At 64.3% G+C, this 17,900-nt stretch carries 11 protein-coding genes and 1 tRNA gene; all 12 read left to right on the top strand.

Going from position 1 to position 17,900, the window contains the following annotated elements:
• The first annotated feature begins 12 nt into the window (after positions 1 to 12).
• The 12 genes from QZ307_RS00320 (at position 13) to QZ307_RS00375 (ending at position 17,263) form a co-directional block, all read left to right on the top strand.
• Entirely contained in the window at positions 13 to 729 is a 717-nt protein-coding gene (locus QZ307_RS00320) for a vitamin B12 dependent methionine synthase (protein WP_295994189.1), read from the top strand.
• Positions 713 to 3,484: a homocysteine S-methyltransferase family protein gene (locus QZ307_RS00325; protein WP_295994191.1), complete on the top strand. Its 2,772-nt coding sequence runs from the start codon at positions 713 to 715 to the stop codon at positions 3,482 to 3,484. The genes QZ307_RS00320 and QZ307_RS00325 overlap by 17 nt, the downstream gene beginning before the upstream one ends.
• Positions 3,485 to 3,594: 110 nt before the next feature.
• Positions 3,595 to 3,912, top strand: a complete 318-nt coding sequence (locus tag QZ307_RS00330) for a CDP-alcohol phosphatidyltransferase (RefSeq protein ID WP_295994192.1) — start codon at positions 3,595 to 3,597, stop codon at positions 3,910 to 3,912.
• Positions 3,913 to 4,063: 151 nt separating this feature from the next.
• Positions 4,064 to 4,915 (top strand): Mrp/NBP35 family ATP-binding protein, encoded by an 852-nt coding sequence (locus tag QZ307_RS00335; RefSeq protein ID WP_295994194.1) that lies wholly within the window; start codon positions 4,064 to 4,066, stop codon positions 4,913 to 4,915.
• 394 nt (positions 4,916 to 5,309) lie between these two features.
• A complete protein-coding gene (locus tag QZ307_RS00340) occupies positions 5,310 to 7,646 on the top strand; it encodes a lectin like domain-containing protein (RefSeq protein ID WP_295994196.1) in 2,337 nt (778 codons plus the stop codon).
• A 179-nt stretch (positions 7,647 to 7,825) separates the two neighbouring features.
• Positions 7,826 to 7,901: transfer RNA gene (locus QZ307_RS00345), tRNA-Ala, on the top strand.
• A gap of 130 nt (positions 7,902 to 8,031) precedes the next feature.
• A complete protein-coding gene (locus tag QZ307_RS00350) occupies positions 8,032 to 8,304 on the top strand; it encodes a helix-turn-helix transcriptional regulator (RefSeq protein ID WP_295994200.1) in 273 nt (90 codons plus the stop codon).
• Positions 8,291 to 9,550: a HipA domain-containing protein gene (locus tag QZ307_RS00355; RefSeq protein ID WP_295994202.1), complete on the top strand. Its 1,260-nt coding sequence runs from the start codon at positions 8,291 to 8,293 to the stop codon at positions 9,548 to 9,550. Before QZ307_RS00350 ends, QZ307_RS00355 begins: the two co-directional genes overlap by 14 nt.
• A 278-nt stretch (positions 9,551 to 9,828) precedes the next feature.
• The gene (locus QZ307_RS00360; RefSeq protein ID WP_295994204.1) at positions 9,829 to 13,419 is read left to right on the top strand and encodes a hypothetical protein; all 3,591 of its coding nucleotides are present in this window, start codon (positions 9,829 to 9,831) and stop codon (positions 13,417 to 13,419) included.
• A 70-nt stretch (positions 13,420 to 13,489) separates the two neighbouring features.
• The gene (locus QZ307_RS00365; protein ID WP_295994208.1) at positions 13,490 to 14,200 is read left to right on the top strand and encodes a LytTR family DNA-binding domain-containing protein; all 711 of its coding nucleotides are present in this window, start codon (positions 13,490 to 13,492) and stop codon (positions 14,198 to 14,200) included.
• 8 nt (positions 14,201 to 14,208) lie between these two features.
• Positions 14,209 to 15,552 carry a GHKL domain-containing protein gene (locus QZ307_RS00370; protein ID WP_295994210.1) on the top strand — a complete coding sequence of 448 codons (1,344 nt, stop codon included), beginning with the start codon at positions 14,209 to 14,211 and terminating at the stop codon, positions 15,550 to 15,552.
• Positions 15,553 to 15,853: 301 nt separating this feature from the next.
• Positions 15,854 to 17,263, top strand: a complete 1,410-nt coding sequence (locus QZ307_RS00375) for a peptidylprolyl isomerase (protein ID WP_295994212.1) — start codon at positions 15,854 to 15,856, stop codon at positions 17,261 to 17,263.
• Positions 17,264 to 17,900 lie beyond the last annotated feature (637 nt).

Consider the following 17,900-nt stretch of genomic DNA (forward strand, 5'->3'; position numbering starts at 1 on the left):
AGAAAGGACACCATGGAGCTGACGGCTCAGGTTGACATCGACGAAGCCCTGGCCTTCCTGGGCCATCGCGGCCAGGCGCTCGGGCCCGATCTGGCTGCGCGCATCCAACGAGCAGCCGCCCTCTGCGAGGCCGAGCTAAGGCCGCGCGGCGTGTGGCAAACGCTGCCCTGGGAGGACGCGCGCCTGTTCCTGACGGGCGGAGATCTTGCCGCCCACGTGGCCGGCTGCTCCGAGGTGGTGCTCATGGCTGCTACCCTGGGGCCGGAAAGCGAGCTGGTGCTGCGCCGCGAGTCGGCGCTAGGTGCGACGGACGGCCTGCTGGTAGACGCCTGCGCCTCGTCCCTGGTGGAGCAGGCGGCCAACCAGCTGAATCGTCTCATTGTCGAGGAGGCTGCCGCCCGCGGGCTGACCGCCACGAGCCGCTACAGTCCGGGCTATGGTGACTTGCCCCTGACGTGCCAGCCGGCGTTTCTTGCGGCGTGCGGCGCCGATCGCGCCCTGGGCCTGCGCACCACGGCGGCGAACATGCTGGTGCCCACAAAGAGCATTACGGCGGTTATCGGCCTGAAGCCGGCAGAGGAAGGGGAGGATGTCGGCGCTCCACAGAAGGCCCCTGTAACAGCGGGAGGCGCCAGCTCCGCGACTCAAGACCGTTGCGCCACCTGCCCTCTCGCCCCCACGTGCTCGCTTCGCGCTCAAGGAAGGACCTGCTATGGCAACCCCGCGTAATCTAACCGTGACCAGCGACCATCTGGCAGCCGTGCTGGAGGGCCGCGCCTACTTGCTGTGCGACGGCGGCATGGGCACGCTGGTGCAGGCAGCGGGTCTGCACACCGTTCACGAAGTGCCCGACCTGCTCAACCTCACCCATCCCCAGGACATTGCTGCCCTTCAGCGCCGCTATGTCGAGGCGGGAGCCGACTGTATTACCACGAACACCTTCAGCGCCAATCGTTTGAAACTGAAGGACACGGATGCCACGGTGGCCCAGGTGTATGCTGCTGCGGCGGCTATTGCGCGCGAGGCGGGGGCGCCCCTGGTGGCGGGAGACATCGGCCCCACGGGCGCGCTGCTGGAACCCCTGGGTCCGCTGACCTTCGATGAGGCCTATGACATTTTCGCCGAACAGGCTCGTGCGGCCGAGGCCGCGGGATGCGACGTGGTGCTCATCGAGACCATGGCGGATTTGCTGGAGGCAAAGGCCGCGGTGCTGGCGGCCGTGGAGCACACGTCGCTGCCGGTTTTCGCCACCATGACCTTCGGCGAAGACGGGCGCACCTTCTTGGGTACCACGCCCGCCATTGCCGCTACCACCTTGTCGGCTCTGGGCGCCCAGGTCGTGGGGCTCAACTGCTCGCTGGGCCCGGTGGAGCTGGCGCCTTTGGTGGACCAACTGGCACCGGCCGCGCGCTCGTTGGTGATGGCGCAGCCGAATGCCGGCTTGCCGCGTCTGCAGGACGGCGAAACGGTCTTTGACGTGGGTCCCGAGGAGTTTGCTCAGGCCATGGAGGCCCTGCTTGATGCCGGCGCCACCGTGGTGGGCGGCTGCTGCGGCACCACGCCCGAACATATCCGGGCCTTGCGCACCGTGCTCGACGGGCGCTCGGCGCCGAGCCCGGCCGTCGGAGCCCCCATGGCCTCGAGTGCATCTTCCGAAGCGCCGATGGCCGCATCTAGCTCGTCGGCTGAAGCGCCGGCGCGGGAAGAGGCTGCGGCGGCCGCACCGACGGCGCCTTCCAGCACCCCTGCCAGCAAGCGCTCCGTTCCCAACCCGCGCTACGAGGCTGTCTTTGCCGTGGCCAGCGCCCAGCGACTGGTGCTTCTTCCCCAGGGACAGGCGGCGGTAGCCGTTATCGGCGAGCGCATTAATCCTACGGGCAAGAAGAAGCTGAAGGCGGCCTTGCAAGCGGGAGACGTAGACTACCTCGTGGCCGAGGCGGCGGCCCAGCAACGGGCTCGCGCCGACATCCTGGACGTGAACGTGGGCGTGCCCGGCCTGGATGAGCCCGCGTTGCTCACTCAGGTGGTGCGCACGCTGCAGGCCACGGTGCCCTTGCCGCTGCAGCTGGACTCCTCCGATCCGGCGGCTATCGAGGCGGCCGCCCGCATCTACGCGGGGCGTCCGCTGGTGAACTCCGTGAACGGCAAAGCGGCGAACTTGGCAGCGGTGCTGCCCGTGGTGGCGCGCTACGGCTGCACGGTGGTGGGGCTCACCCTGGACGAGAACGGCATACCGCCCACGGCCGAGGAGCGCCTGGCCATTGCCCGCCGCATTGTGGAGGCCGCGGCGAACTACGGCATTCCCCGCGAGGACGTGGCCATTGACTGCCTGGTTATGGCGGCGGCCACCAACCAGGCCGAGGTGCGCGAAATTCTGCGCGCGGTGACGCTGGTGAAGCAGGAGCTGGGCGTGCGCACGGTGCTTGGCGTGTCCAATGTCAGCTTCGGATTGCCCCAGCGTCCGTTGGTAAACGCCACGTTCTTGGCGGCTGCTTTCGGCGCGGGCCTGGACATGCCCATTCTGAATCCGCTCAATGCCCGCTATCGCGACACGGTGGACACCTTCCGCGTGCTCAACGGCCAGGACGAGGGTTGCCGGTACTTCCTCGACACCTATGCAGGTGTGGCCGACCCCTACGACGGGCCTGCGTCGGGCACGGCGGAAGCATCGGCGGGCGCGGCTGCCCCCGGTGAAAGTGCGAGGGCATCGGGTGCTGCTGGCGCTGCGACCGATACTGCATTCAACCGTCAAGGCGGCGCTGGCGCGCCATCCGCAGCCACCTGCCCCATACCCGTTACGGCCGCATTCGCCGACGTACCCGAATCCGTAGCCGCTCTGGCCGCGTATGCCCTGGAGGGGCGGGGCGCCCCCTTGGCCGAAGCCACGGCCCAGCTGCTGGAGACCCACGATGGCCTGGCCATCATCAACGACATCTTCGTGCCCGTGCTCGATGTGGTCGGCCTCAAATACGATGACGGCACCTTCTTCCTGCCCCAGCTGATGGCCTCAGCCGAGGCAGTCAAAGCCGGCTTCGACGTCATCCGCGCCCAGCAGGAAGTCGCGGACGCCGCGGCAACCTCCCCGGACCACGCCGCACCCTCCCCATCCAACCGCGCCATTGTGGTGGCCACGGTGGAGGGCGACATCCACGACATCGGCAAGAACATCGTGAAGATGCTGCTGGAAAACTACGGCTTCCCCGTTATCGATCTGGGGCGCGATGTGACACCGCAGGCCATTGTGGATGCGGCGGGGGAAGCAGGTGCGCGCCTCATCGGGCTTTCGGCCCTGATGACCACTACCGTGGGCGCCATGGAGCGCACCATCCAGCTGGTTCACCAGCAGTTGCCCCAGGCGGCGGTCATGGTGGGCGGCGCCGTCATCACCCAGGAGTTCGCCGACCAGATTGGCGCCGATTTCTACGCTAAGGACGCCGCCGAGTCCACGCGCATCGCCACGCAGTTCTTTGGCGAAGAGGCCTAGAGCCGCGAAACTGTTCCCATGCGGTTATGCGTGAATTCCGCGCAAGTGGGTCAGGTATTGCTATTATGGGGCCATCGCATATTGTCCGACTGACGCACAAAGGAGCCTCCATGGGAAAGAAGGACGTCGAAGCTCTGGAAATTACCTTCGAAGAGCTGCCCACGTACCTGCACACCAACCATGCGGTCTATATGGAAGTGGCCGATGGCCTGTACTATCTGACCGATGTCAACGACCGTTACTGGCGCGCCCAGGACACCAACCAGTTCAACGAGAAGGGCCACTACGTCGATTGCAGCGCGCTGGTGCCCACCATCGCCGAATTTGTGGAGCTGCCTTTCTGCAATGGCAAGTCGGTGCAAGACCTGTTCGCCGAGGCCACCTTTTACGCCTCGGGCGACGGCAAGGACATGCCGGAGGACTTCTAGGCTCGTTTGATGAGCGGCATGCCTTTCGAAAAGTGAAGAATGTGGTGAACAAGCACAACGGCGCAGAAATGCGTCGTTGTGCTATGATGCCGTCGAATTAACTTCCGGCGGCGCAAAGCTGCTGACCAGCGATGAGAAAAGAGGAGAAGACATGGCAGAAGAATGCTCTCACGAGTGCTCAAGCTGCGGCGTTTCCGGCTGCGGCGACCGCACGGCGGAGGCTGGCCCCAGCACCCTTGAGGCCAACAAGCGCTCCAACATCAAGCACGTTATCGGCGTGGTGTCCGGCAAGGGCGGCGTGGGCAAGTCCCTCGTCACCAGCCTGCTGGCTTCCGAGATGCAGAAGCGCGGCCAGAAGGTGGCCATCCTCGACGCCGACATCACCGGCCCTTCCATCCCGAAGTCCTTCGGTGTGGACAGCCGCCTGACGGCCGACGCCGACGGCATCAACCCCGCGAAGACCGCTAGCGGCATCGAGGTCATGTCCGTGAACCTCATGCTGCCCGAGGGTGACATGCCCGTTGCGTGGCGCGGCCCGGTAGTCACCGGTGCTATCAAGCAGTTCTGGCAGGAAGTGAACTGGGGCGATATCGACTACATGTTCGTCGACATGCCTCCGGGAACCTCCGATGTGTTCCTGACGGTGTTCCAGTCGCTGCCCGTGGACGGCATCGTCACCGTGTCGGCTCCGCAGGAGCTGGTGGCCATGATCGTGGGCAAGGCCGTGAACCTGGCCCGCTCCATGGACGTGCCGGTGGTGGGCCTGGTAGAGAACATGGCCTACTTCAAGTGCGACGACTGCGGCAAGGAGCACCACATCTTCGGTGAGCCCCAGGGTGCCGCTGTGGCCGAGAAGTACCAGATTCCTGCCGTGGCCACGCTGCCCATGGACCCGAACTTCGCCCGCCTGGTGGATCAGGGCAAGGTGGAGGCCTACAACGTGGAGGGTGCCCTCGACGGCATCATCGACCAGGTAATCGCCACCGCTGAGGCTGCCGAATAGCTCGCAAGTGTCGAGCGGCTTATAGCGTCCAAGGAAAGCGCCCGCATGACCTGCGGGCGCTTTTTTGTGTTGCGGAAGAAGGGAAAGAGCGCGTTGTGCATTGCGCCCTGGACGGGGCGGAAGGGGCGCGTCGTGCATTGCGACGGCGCGGGGCGTTGCGGAGGTGCAGGACGACCGAGCATCCGACGAGCTGTGCCCGCGCCGAGTTCGCGAAACGTATGGCCGAGGGTGCGAAATGCGGGGTCGCGGGATGGTGCGTTTCGATAGGATGGAGGACGATATCTGCTGGCTGCGGCTCGATAGAAGGCCTGCAGCTGGCACCGCCGACGCATAATAGCCGACGGGGCAACCCTGCCACCGATGCGCTATCGCATAACATCAAGGAGGCTTTCCCGTGGCCCGTTACCACGCACATCGCGCTCAATCGCCCGGCGCCGCCCGGAGCTGCCGGCGCCGACTGCCCCGCGGCCTGGTGGCCGCCTTTCTGGCGTGCGCCCTGACCATCGCCCCGCTGGCTGCCTCGGCCGCCGAAGACCAGGGCTCCGCGTCGGCGCAGGTGTGGGCCGAACGCTTGACGGTGGGGAAGTCGGACTCGCCCCTCAAGACGCCCGAGGGCGTCTTGCATGGCACAACGTCCGCCGATGCGTCTGCGGTAGCCCCGTTGGCGGACGAAGCACTGCCTGAAACCTACGATCTGCGCGACGAGGGCCTCTCCACCTCGGTGAAGAGCCAAGGGTACTTCGGCAGCTGCTGGGCCTTCGGCGATGCGGCGGCGTTTGAGAGCGGGCTGCTTAAGCAGCGGGACGCCGATCCCGCCGACGTCGACTTGTCCGAGCTGCAGCTGGCCACGTTCTCCGATTGGGTTGCCACCGAAGAGGAAGCGGCCACGCTGGGAGCGCCCGGTCAGGCCGGAGAGGGGGTGCAAATCGAAGGCTGCTCACCGCTCGATTTCGGAGGTGCCCTCTTAAAGAGCTTGGGTGTACTCTCCCGTGGCACTGGCTTTGTCGACGAGGACGATGCGCCCTACCGCAACAAGGAAGGAAAACTCTACATCGCTACCGTGCGGGGCTGGGATGGAAAGGACCACGAGAGCTCGCAGTGGGATTCCGAAGGCGATTGGTCGGTCGACCGGTCGCTGGCCACCAAGCAAACTTACCAGCTTCAGGCGATGGGCGGAGGGTCCGTCGAGCCCGTTGCCGTGTCGGAGCTTGCGCAGTTCGCGGACTATGCCGCCGCGAACCCCGATGCCTACGTGTCCGACCCCTCTTATATCGACTCCATGAAGGCGGCCATGATGGAGCACGGCGCACTTGGCTTCAGCTACTGCGCTTCGCAGGCGACTTTCGGCAACGAGACAATCAGCCTCGACGAGTACACCAGCGAAAAGAACGGGGCGATTTTCGTCGACCTGCCCCTTGAGGCCAACCACGTGGTCACCGCTGTTGGCTGGGATGACACCTTCAGCAAGGAGAACTTCGACGAAGGCCACCAGCCCCCTGCCGACGGCGCTTGGATTCTGAAGAACAGCTGGGGGAGCGACCCGGCAGCCGAGGGCAATGTCTGCTACTGGGGCATCGACGGCACGGGGTATTTCTACCTGTCTTACTACGATGCCACTATTGATGAGTACCATTGGCTCGACCCGGTTGATGAGGCTTCCGAAACGTCGCTAATACTGCAGCATGACTTACTTGGCACCACGACGGGGACCTTCAGCGGGTTTATGGATAACGAGCCAGTAGCCGCTGCGAATGTGTTCGTGGCTCAGGAAGACATGGAGCTCTCCGCGACAACGGTGTTTACCGTCTCGGCGGATACTGAAGTCGCGGTGGAAGTGTACCTGCTTGCGCCCGATTGGAGCACGCCCACCGACGGCAACCTGGTGGCGCAGAAAACTCATCGAACCACCGACGAGACGTATCTACGTATCGGGCTGGACGAACCGGTGGCCATTGCCGCAGGGCAGCCGTTTTCCATCGTGCAGACGCAGTGGTCGGCGGCCGATGGCGAGAAGCTCTGGTTTACGGGGGTAGAGCTAGCGCTCACAGACGTGACCAACGAGGGAACCGAGAATGAGATCTCCCTGCGTGCCACGGCTGTTGTCAATCCTGGGGAAAGCTACCTGCTTGATGACGAGGGGTGGCGCGACGTGTGCGACGTGTATAGCGAATTCGATGAGCTGGACGCCCAAAGCATTTACGATGAGGCCTATGGCAATGTCATGATCAAGGCCCTGGGCAACCCCGCGCAGCTGGCCGAGGGCGAGGGCGTGTACGTGGCTCCCGCCGAGCCCGGCGGCGATGGGGGCGATGCGAGTGCGGGCGAGGGCGACGGCTCGGGCAACATGGGTGCGGGTGACGGCAACGCGGGCGCGGGCGCGAATCCGCCGTCCAGCGAAGCGAATGGTTCCGGCGGCAACGGCTCTGGCGCCGCAGGCAGCGGCGAGAACCTGCAGCCTGGCAAGGGCGATGGCAATCCGAACGAGAACGCGCAGCCCGATGGGGGCGGGGGAGAAAGCGATGCGAAAACCGATGAGCCCGAGGAGAAGGACGATGCCGGCCAAGACGAGGCGAAGGAATCTCAGTCGGAAGGTAGTCAGAAGACCGGCGAGCCCCTAGCCCAGACCGGTGACGTTGCCTCTTCCGCACGTCCGGCGATCACCTTGGCCCTGGCAGCGCTAGCAGCCTGCACCCTGGCCCTGCGCCAACGGCGTCTTGCCCCGCGTGAATAAGACACAGAGGCGAGACAGTGCCCCCAGGGGGGTCTCATGGCGCGAATGAGCCGCGTGGTGACCTTCGAGCAGGACGCAAGGATGCGCTGCGAGTGCGCCGACGGCGCTTTCGCGAAACTTTTTCAAAAAAGCTCTTGCGTCGGGGAGCCGTTATGCTAATATAGTCCTCGCACTTTTTCGGGGCCTTAGCTCAGCTGGGAGAGCGCATGGCTGGCAGCCATGAGGTCAGGGGTTCGATCCCCCTAGGCTCCACCAAATTTTATCGAGCGTCTACTTCGGTAGGCGCTCGTTTTTTTGTATCTTCCTGTCATATTGGGTTATTGTCCAGAATTCTGGATAACTATGCTATAGTGCGCAATATCAAGTATTCTGGACAGGGGGCAGTATGTGGACGAACTCGTACACGCTCGGTCAGATTGGGGAGTTTATCGCCGATGCACGCAAAGAGCGCGGCCTTACCCAGGCGCAATTTGCGGAGCGGCTAGGTGTTTCGCACACGACGCTCTCCAATCTCGAGCAAGGCAAGGCTGTTTCCTCTGATACGTTGCAGCGTGCCCTCCAACTGCTCGATATGCGTCTGGTCATAGCGCCAAAGTCCGCCATTGTGGTTGTCACAGAGCGCCCTGAAACCGAGGAGGCATCCCATGGCATCGCTTGAGGTTCGCCTGGGCGCCCAGTCAATCGGCGTACTTGAGAGAACGCGAAAAGGCGCCCGTCTACGCTACAGCGAGGGCGTGGTGGAGGCCTATCAGGGTCGTCCTTTGCTCTCTACGTCGCTGCCGGTCAAGCGTCGTCCCTACGGCGAGGGGCTCACAGGAGCCTGGTTTGAGAATCTTCTGCCGGAAGGCGATCGACTTACGCGCCTTTGCCGCGAACTTCAGTGTGCGCCGGGTGATTATTATCGGCTTCTGGAGGAGGTTGGCTGGGAGTGCGCGGGCGCGGTCTCGATTGTACCTGAGGGCTGTTCCGATCCAGCGAGCACGAGCGTAACAGCCCTGTCTGATATTGAGCTCGCAGAGCGCTTGCGGGACTTGCCCGCCTACGATGCGGTGGAGTCGGTGGCTCTGCGCGTGTCGCTTGGAGGCTACCAGGAGAAGATGATTGTGGCCGCCGAGGATGTTGTTGTGCAAAATGGTTACGTGGCTGAGGCGCGTTTTGGCCTGCCGCAGGGTGCTGCCCTCTCAACTCATATCCTGAAACCCCAGCTGACCGGGAAGTACCCGGGGCTCATTGAGGCGGAAGCGTGGGCGATGTCGGTCGCTTCTGCGGCGGCTCGCTGTGCCGAGACGGCCCTCCTGCGCAGAGAGAACGCTCCGCTTACGTTGGTTGTGCGACGCTTTGATCGGGCGATTACTCCCGAGGGGACGATTCGTCTTCACCAAGAGGATTGCTGTCAGGCGCTCGGATTGCCGCCGGCGTCTAAATACGCCTCGGTCGCTCGCTCTCCCGGTAGCGATCCGTCATATCGGGGCATAGCGCAGAGGCTCACGGCCTACGCTGCTGAGTCTCAGCGTGAGCTTGGCGAGTTGCTGCGTCAGCTTGTTGTGAACCTCGCGCTTGGAAACGTGGATGCCCATGCGAAAAACCATGCGTTTCTCTACAGGGAAGTATGCAGCCCCGAACTCTCGCCGCTTTACGATGTAGTGCCCGTGCGCGATATCGAGCCGGAAGCGCGCCATCTTTCGCTGCGCGTCAACGGCAAGGTGCTCGCCGATGATGTGGCTCGCGAAGATGTAGTAGCGGAGGCGATCTCGTGGGGGCTGGCTGCTTCCGAGGCCGGTGCTATTTTGGACGAGACGCTTGCATCACTTGAGGGCGGGCTTGCGCGGGCCTCAGGACTTTATCCATCGGCTGCCGATAGGCTTGAAGCGCCGGCGCGGCGTCGCATTGCGCTTTTGAGCTAGCTCTGCCCTGCCCGATTTCTGGGTTTCGCCAAATTTGGGGCGCCTACTTCGGTAGGCGCTTGTTTTTTTGCCTGCGGAAAGTGGGCGGCTGGCTGACGCTGAGTTCGCGAAACGTATGGTTCGGGGTGCGGAATGCAGGTTCCCCGAGGTACAGGTTTCGGTAGGATTACTTCGAATAAGCGAAAGCGGTGCGCTCGGGGAGTGGGGCGCGCTGTTGCGAGAGGAGCGCCATGAATGGGAAGGCGCCTTGGAGTGCTTCGGAGAGAAGGAGCCTGCCGATGAGTACGCGAACGATGGAAAGCGGAAAAAAGCGCCGGGTAGCGGCGGGAAGGGCGGCCCTCGCGCTGGTGCTCGCCCTGGGCCTGGGGCTGCCGGTGGCGGCTTTCGGCACCGGCGAAGGTTCTGCGATGTCCTTCGGCGAGGAGCTGTCGGACGTGCCCGGGCCCACAGAGAATGCGAAAGCGCTGGTGACGACAACGGGCGAAGGCGCCGACTCGGCCGGGAAGGCCGGCGGCGAGGCTGGCTCGACGGGGGAAACCGACGGGAATGCCGGCTCGGGCCTCGAGGACAGCGCTTCAGGAGAGAAGGGGCCCGCGCACGGCGACGACTCCGGCACTCTGGGCGAAGGGGCTGATGGCGCCGGCAGCAGCATCCCCGTGCGCGAGGGTGACTCTGGCGATGAGGGCTCAAAAGATCCTGAGCAAGTATCGGACGGCAGCAGTGAAGAGAGGCCAGCTGCCGAACTGGCCGGCGTAAGCATTGAGCCTCTGTCTGTCGCCTCGCCGACGGTGGAGGTCGATACGCAGCTGTACCTCAAGGAGCAGAACGGCCAGACGACTTACTCCACCGAGGCCGACGGCGCGAACCCGCAGGCCTACACGGGTCCCATCACCTTGGAATTCAAAGACGGCAGCGCGTCTGTGACCGTGGAGGGCGCCGCGGACATCATCATTGCCAAGGGCACCACACTCACGGGTGCCAACGACGGCCCCGTCTTCGACTTCAAGTCGGGCGCCTCCACCCTCACCATCGCCGAGGGCGCCAGCGTCTCGCTGACCGGTGCGAGCGATTACGCCGCCATAAGAGTGACCGAGAGCGCCACACTGACGCTCCTGGGCGCCGGCAGCCTGCGCGCGACGGGCGGAGACGGCTTCGGTAGTCCGGCAATCGGTGCAGGGTGGAACGATGACGATCCGTTCGGCGCGGTGCGCCTGGCCATGACGGGGAGCCTTCGTCTTGACGGCGTGGGCGAAGCGCCTGCACTGGGGGATGTCCTCGACACTAACCCTGCAGGGTCGGTGGAGTTCCTCTCGGGTTCTTCGGTATTGACCTCAGGAGGCACTTGGAAGAGCCCTGCGGTTAACGTTGCGGAAGCGACGGTGGCGGGAGGCAGTTTCACCTTGTCTGGCCAGGCTAAGCCCACCCTGTATGGCACCTATGCCACCGGTCCTGCAGCGCCGTTCCCTGTAACGGGTGTCCAGTTGACGGGTTTGCCCGCCGGACTCGACCTCACGCAAGTTGCGATCACTATCGGAGAGAGCGCGGTTTACGACCCCGGCTTTTTCAAGGAAGGCGATAACGGTGCGTCGGCTGGCTACAACGTGGCCGGCTTCAATCCTCTGGTCGAGGGGGCTGCTCCTTGCGTGTACCTCCCGAAATCCGACAGTCTCAAGGCAGGGGCGAAGATAAAGATTGCTTTTGGCGACGGCTCTTATGAGGGCATTCTGGGGGGAGGAGAGCAAAGCCTAAGTGTCTCTTTGCAATATGTACCGAATGAATACGTAGAGCGCGGAGTGAAAGATCCGACGCTTGATTTGAACCTGCGCTGGGGCCCAATTCAGCTTAGAGACGAATTGGGCGTTCAGAAGCAATACAGGTATTACCCAGACCGGGAGTGGACTGACTATCAAGGCACCCTGACGCTTACGGGTGGTAATCGGGACTACGAACCGGATGACACAATGCCGGATTATGTCAGTCACGCCCGCGGTCTTCTTAGCGTGCTTTCTGGCGATCATAAGGTTAATCTGAAAAACACGTTTGTCGACATAGACACCGACACTCCAGCCGTCAGTGTGACGGGGGGCGCAACGGTCGAATTGACCCTCTACGGCTCTAATGATTTTAGAACGGGTGGAATAGATTCGGGAGCGACTGCTCCTACGATATTCATCGGTGAAGGGTCTACGCTTACGGTTGGGGGCAAGGGCAAACTTAATGTGACCAATTATGGCGACCCAGCGTCGAGATTCGATGAGGGTTGGGGCTGCGCCGCCATTGGGGCTGGATCTGGAATCTCAAAAGGAGGGGGTAGATATGCGAAAGGCGGCACATTCGTCATGCGAGGGGGAACGTTGACGGTGAGGCGGGATAGCGGTGACACAGAGTGGGGGGTGGCTATTGGTGCCGGGCAAGGAGGAACGTTTGGCTCGATTATCATAACCGGTGGCAATCTCTCTACATCGTCGCCGTTCGCCCTTGGTGGAGCGCCTCGCATGTCTGAGAGGAATACACCCGCTGGCAAGGTGCAACAAGTTTTAATCTCTGGCGGCACGGTCAACTTAGGCAGGAGTTGGCGCGGGATCGCTAATGTCGACTCATGTCGCATCACGGGCGGATCGGTGCTGCCCGCAGGGAATGGAGTGATCGTTGAGCCTGTCGCCCAAGCGGCTGCGGCGCCGTTGAGCGCGGTGGCCTTTGATGCGCCGGTGAGCGACGTGGCGGTCGCGCTGGCGGATGACGGGGGAGTCGCGGCGCTCGCGGAAGAGGGCGGCGCCGACGTCGATGCTGGTGCAGCCCCGGGTGCCGATGGCGGCACGACTGGTGCCGACGACGGCAATCTCGACGGGGAAAGCACCTCAGTGACACCGGTGAACGCGTTCGGGGAGGAGCTTGTGCCCGTAACGTTCATGGGGCTGCCGGCCGACACGAACCTGGCCGATATCGGCTTCCATATCGTGAACATCGACTTGAACGGGGCCGAGCGTGGCCTGGACGACTCCGTGGCCGTCAACGAATATGGCGTCTACGACGTGGTCACCACCGACGATGGCTCCATGACCTTCTACCTTACCAACGGGCAGGCCTATCGGCGCCTGGTGCTGGCCGCCTGGAACGGCGGTACCTACGCGGGGATGATCGCTCCGGGTGCCGACGGCGCCATGGCCTGCATGATGCGCCCCACCGACGCGACGCTGTTCTACGAGGGACACACCTTCGAGGACGGGTGGCTGTGCGAGGACGCGGGCATCTTCTGGGCCACCGACGGCTCCATCACGGGAAGCGAGAAGGGCCCGGCGCTGACGGCCATCCGGTTCGCTACGCCCATCGAGGGCCTGACGATCAACTACGCTGCTGACAACGGCGCGGGCTTCGGCGAGATGGTCGCCTCCGACGATATCACCGGCGAGCTGATGGAGCCCATGGTGAGCCTGAAGGCCTCGCTTTCCGGCGAGGCGGCCGCCGGGCGCGGCATCGAGTACCGCGCCTACGTGCAGGACGCCGGCTGGACGCCCTGGGCCCGCGACGGCGAGGCCACCCGGGCCTCGGGCGACGCGCCCGTGCTCGCCGTGGAGGCGCGCCTGACGGGCGGCGACGCCGATGATGCTGGCGCTGAAGAGGATTCCTCCCCGGACATCTCGGAGGCGGTCAACCCTGATCGGGTCGATGACTTTGGCAAGGATGCTGATGAGACGAAGAAGCTTCCTGAGACGGGGGATGCGGCGTCTGCTATGCTGGGGTGGGCCCTTGCAGCGGCCGTGGCCGCTGCCGCCGCGCTCGCAGCGTGTGCCGCGCGCTCCCGTCGGGCCGCCGGCCTCGCGCCGAGCGCTCGGGCCGCCGCAGGGCGTCTCCCCCAAAGACGCCGCTAGCTTGACGGCCTGCAACTGAATGCCCAGGGTCCGCTACGCCGGGCCCTTTCCGAAGAGAACGGAGCGCCCCATGCGCCTCGCCGTGTGCGACGACGAACCCGCAGCCCGCGATGAGCTGGCTGGGCTGCTGCGCGCCTGGGCCGAGCGCGAGGGACACCCCGTCGAGGTAGTCTGCTACGCCACGGCCGAGGATTTCCTTGCCGCCGCACGTAGCACCTTCTTCGACGCGGTGTTCATGGACGTATACCTAGGGGATGACGTGGGCACTCAGGTGGTGGCTTCGTTAAGTGACGAGCAGCGCCGGCGCACGGTGTTCGTGACCACGAGCCTCGATCATGCCATCGAGGCCTACGGGCTGCGGGCCGCCCACTACCTGGTGAAGCCTGTGACGGCCGAGGCAGTGGCCGAGGCCCTTGCTCGCTGCCTTCCCAACGATGCGCCGCGGACGCTGACCGTGCGCACGGCCACGGGCCCGGTGCCAGTGCCCGAGGCCGCTATCAGCTACATCGAGGTGCGCAACAAGGTGTGCGAGCTTCACACTGACCAGGGCCTGCTGCGCACCTACACGAGCCTCGACGCCCTGACCGACGCGCTTGACTCGGAGCGGTTCCTCAGGGTCCAGCGCAGCTTCGTTGTGAACATGGCGCGCGTGAGCCTGTTCGGCTCGGGCAGCGTGGAAATGGACGACGGCGCCGTCATCTCGCTTTCGCGGGGCAACCGCACCGAATTGCGCGAGCGCTACCAGCGCTTCCTGTTCGCCATGGCCCGGGGGCTGCGATGACAGCCGCCGTGTTCGTTCGCCTGCTGCTGGGCTACCTGGCCCAGGTGGTTCCCTTTGCCGTGCTGGCCCTGTATCCCTATCGCGACCAGCTGCGCCTGGCACCACGGTCGGCGGCGGTGCTCACGGCGGCCCTGGTGGGCGTGCTCGGCATCCTGTTCGCCGGGGTGGGATGCTCGGCCGCAGCTGTCCTTCCGCCGACCATCGAGCTGTACAACGTCGTGAACGCTGCGTTCTTCGTGGCGCTTTTGCCGTGCTTGGGGTACTACTGGGTCCTGGTACGGGCGCCGTGGCAGGAGAAACTCTTCATCTTCGACTTCGCGTTGACCAGCGCCTGGGCGGTGACGGCGGCGTGCAACCTGTTTGCCACGGGACAACTCGATGCGGCTGGCTACGACGGGCTGCCCTATCGCAGCTGGAGCCTGTGGCTCATCGTGGGTGCAAACGTCGTGGCACTGCCGCTGCTGACGGCGGTGCTGCACCGGTGCTTCCTGCCCGTGCGCGACGGGCTCTCCGTTCGGGAGAGCAGTCTTTTGGCGGCGCTTTCGGCCGTGCTGTTCGTGCTGTTGGCGGCCGTGTTCGCCTGTATCAGCTTCTCGTCGCTGGTGAATGCGGTGGCCGTGGCGCTCTTCTGTTTGCTCCTAGCACTGGTGGTGTTCGTCTACGGCACGGTGCTGCTCACTGTGCGCGCGGCCCACGACCAGATGGCCGCGCGCCGGGCGGCCGATGATGCGGCGCTGCTGGTCGCTGTGCAGGCCGAACAGTACGAGAACCTGTGCGCCACCTTGGAAACTGACCGTCGCGTGCGCCATGATGTGCGCCACAACCTGGTGGCCATCCGAGGACGCCTGGCGGCGGGCGATAGGGCCGGGGCACTCCAGCAGCTCGACGACTACCTGGCGCTTATGGAGCCGCTCGCCGTGACGCACTACGGCGCCGATGACACGCTCAATGCGCTGCTCAGCCACTACCGTCGCAAGGCCGAGGAGGTCGGCGTGGCCTTCGAGGCTCACGTGGCGCTGCCGGGAAAGGTGCCGCTGCCCGATACCGACCTGGCCGTAGTGGTGGGCAATGCGCTGGAAAACGCCCTGGCCGCAGCCGCCGACGCCGCGCCTGAGGGCCGCTTCGTCCGTGCTGCCGTGGCTCAATCGGGCCGTATGCTGGCCATCACGGTGGACAACGGCTTCGGAGGAGCCCTCGTGCCATGGGGCGACACCTACCGCTCCACAAAGCCGAACCACGGCGGCCTTGGCCTGCGCAGCATAACCGCCATTGCCGAGCGCCACGCAGGCACCGCCACGTTCTCCCATGAGAGCAGCGTCTTCCATGTCTCCATCATGCTGCAGGGCGCCTAAGGGTCCTTAAGGAAAGCTCCGATCGCTCTACTCTTGCGTCGTTGCTCTGACTCTGCCAGTCATTTTCAGGTTCTTTACAGGAATATGTGCGTCATTGTGCAACTCTGTGTAGTCTCTGTGATTTGCGACACCGTGTTAATTAGCCGAGGAATAATAGCGGCCTAACCACAGAATGGTTACAATATCCAGTTAGCGCTCAGATTCTGGTATGACCCGACGCCCCTGGGAGGGACGGCATGGCATCGGCTGGGCAAGGATGCAGGCGCATAGGGCGCCTCCAGGAAGAAAGGTAGAGGGATTCATGAAATTCACCTCGTTTATGAAGGGCGCGGCGCTCAAGCGCGTGGGTGCTCTTTCGCTGGCGTTGGCGCTTGGCGCTGGCCTGGCTGGCTGCGGCAGCGACGGTGCTGCCGGCGGCGACGTGGCTGCCACGGTGAACGGCCAGGACATTATGGAGCAGACGGTCACCGACTACGTGGCCGATTTCCGCAAGTCTGCCTCGCTGGAAACCGATGAGGCCTGGGGCCAGTGGCTCGTATCCAACGGCTACACCCCCGAAACGGTTCGCCAGGAAGTTATCGACTACTACGTGAACCAGGACCTGTACGAGCAGGCCGCTGCTGAGTACAACGTCACGGTCGAGCAGGCCGACATCGACGAGGCCCTGGAGCAGACCAAGTCCATGTTCGAAAGCGAAGAGGCCTTCCAGCAGGCTCTCGAGGCCAGCAACATGACCGAGGAGTCCTACATCGAGACGGTCATCCAGCCCAACCTGCTGCAGACCAAGCTGTCCGAGGCTGTGGCTGCGGCCGACACCACCGAGGGTGGCGACGATGCCAAGCTGCAGACCGCCCAGGAGATGGCCGACAGCTGGAACGGCGCGAAGAAGTCCAGCCACATTCTGTTCAGCGTCGAGGACGAGGCCAAGGCCCAGGAAGTGCTCGATCAGATCAACAACGGCGAGATTGCCTTTGAGGACGCCGCCAAGGAGTACTCCACCGACACCGGTTCCGCCGAGCAGGGCGGCAACGTGGGCTGGGACAAGCTGACCAGCTTCGTTACCGAGTACCAGGATGCCCTGAACGGCCTGGAGACCGACCAGGTGTCCACGCTGGTGAAGAGCGACTACGGTTACCACATCATCAAGTGCACCGAAACCTTCACTGTGCCCGAGGGTGGCATCACCTCCCTGGACCAGCTGCCCAGCGAGTTCCAGGAGTACCTCACCTACATGGAGTCCACCAACGCCTCTCAGAACTTCTCCACTTGGTTCGCTGAGTACCGCGAGAACGCCGAGATCACGGTGAATCCGATGCCCGAGGGCCTGCCCTACGCCATCGACCTGACTCCCTACGAGGAGCAGGCTGCCGCTGACGCTGCTGCTACCGAGGGTGACGCAACCGTCGAGGGCACCGACGCTACGGCTGCCGACCAGGCCGCTGCCGAGGGCGACGCTGCTGCCGCCGAGGGCGATCAGGCCGCTGCCGAGGGCGACGCTGCTGCCGCCGAGGGCGATCAGGCCGCTGCCGACCAGGCCGCCGCTGCCGATCAGGCTGCTGCCGAGGGTGATCAGGCTGCCGCCGAAGGCTATCAGGCCGCTGCCGAGGGCGACGCTGCCCAGGCCGAGGGCGACCAGGCCGCTGCCGAGGGCGACGCCGCTGCCGCCGAGGGCGATGCCGCTGCGGCCGAGGGCGACGCTGCCCAGCAGTAAGCGCTGCCTTCCCGCAAAACATGACCAAGGAACCCGCCGAATCGTGCGGGTTCCTTTTTTATCGGGCGCATTCTCTTTACATTTGTCCGCGGAATTGTTAAAAATGCACCTATGGAACTGGCCCCGACATATCCATCCCGCGCATCGCGTGAGGACGCGACGCGCTGCGATTCGAACGCCCATTGGCATACCGAGGTTGCGGCAACGGCGGCGCCCCTCAGCTCGTTCTCCTCGCGTGCCTGGACGATAGTGTTGGCATTATGCCTGGTTGCCGCCTTGGCCTGCACGGTGTTCGGCGGCATGGGGAGCACGGGCCGTGTGAGCACGGTGCTCGACAACGCAACGCCTTTGGCGGCGTCGGTGGCCGGTGACAGCTCGCGGTCGTTGGCGGTTACGGGCACGGAGTCCATTGCCGACGATCGTACCCCCATGGCAGCGGGCCCGACTGGTGCTTCAAATGACATTGCGAGCACGGCGGCTCCCTTGGCGTTGGTTTCGGCGGTCGGTTTGGTGATGGTCGGCGCCGCCTTTAAGGCGACGCGTCCGCAGCCGGCTGTATCAGAATGCCCAAACTGGCTTTTCAGGTCGTTTCGATCAGGGAAAGTCGGAGGGCGAGGAACAAAAACGGAGCAACACC

Source organism: uncultured Adlercreutzia sp. (assembly GCA_910585575.1).
GTDB lineage: Bacteria > Actinomycetota > Coriobacteriia > Coriobacteriales > Eggerthellaceae > Adlercreutzia.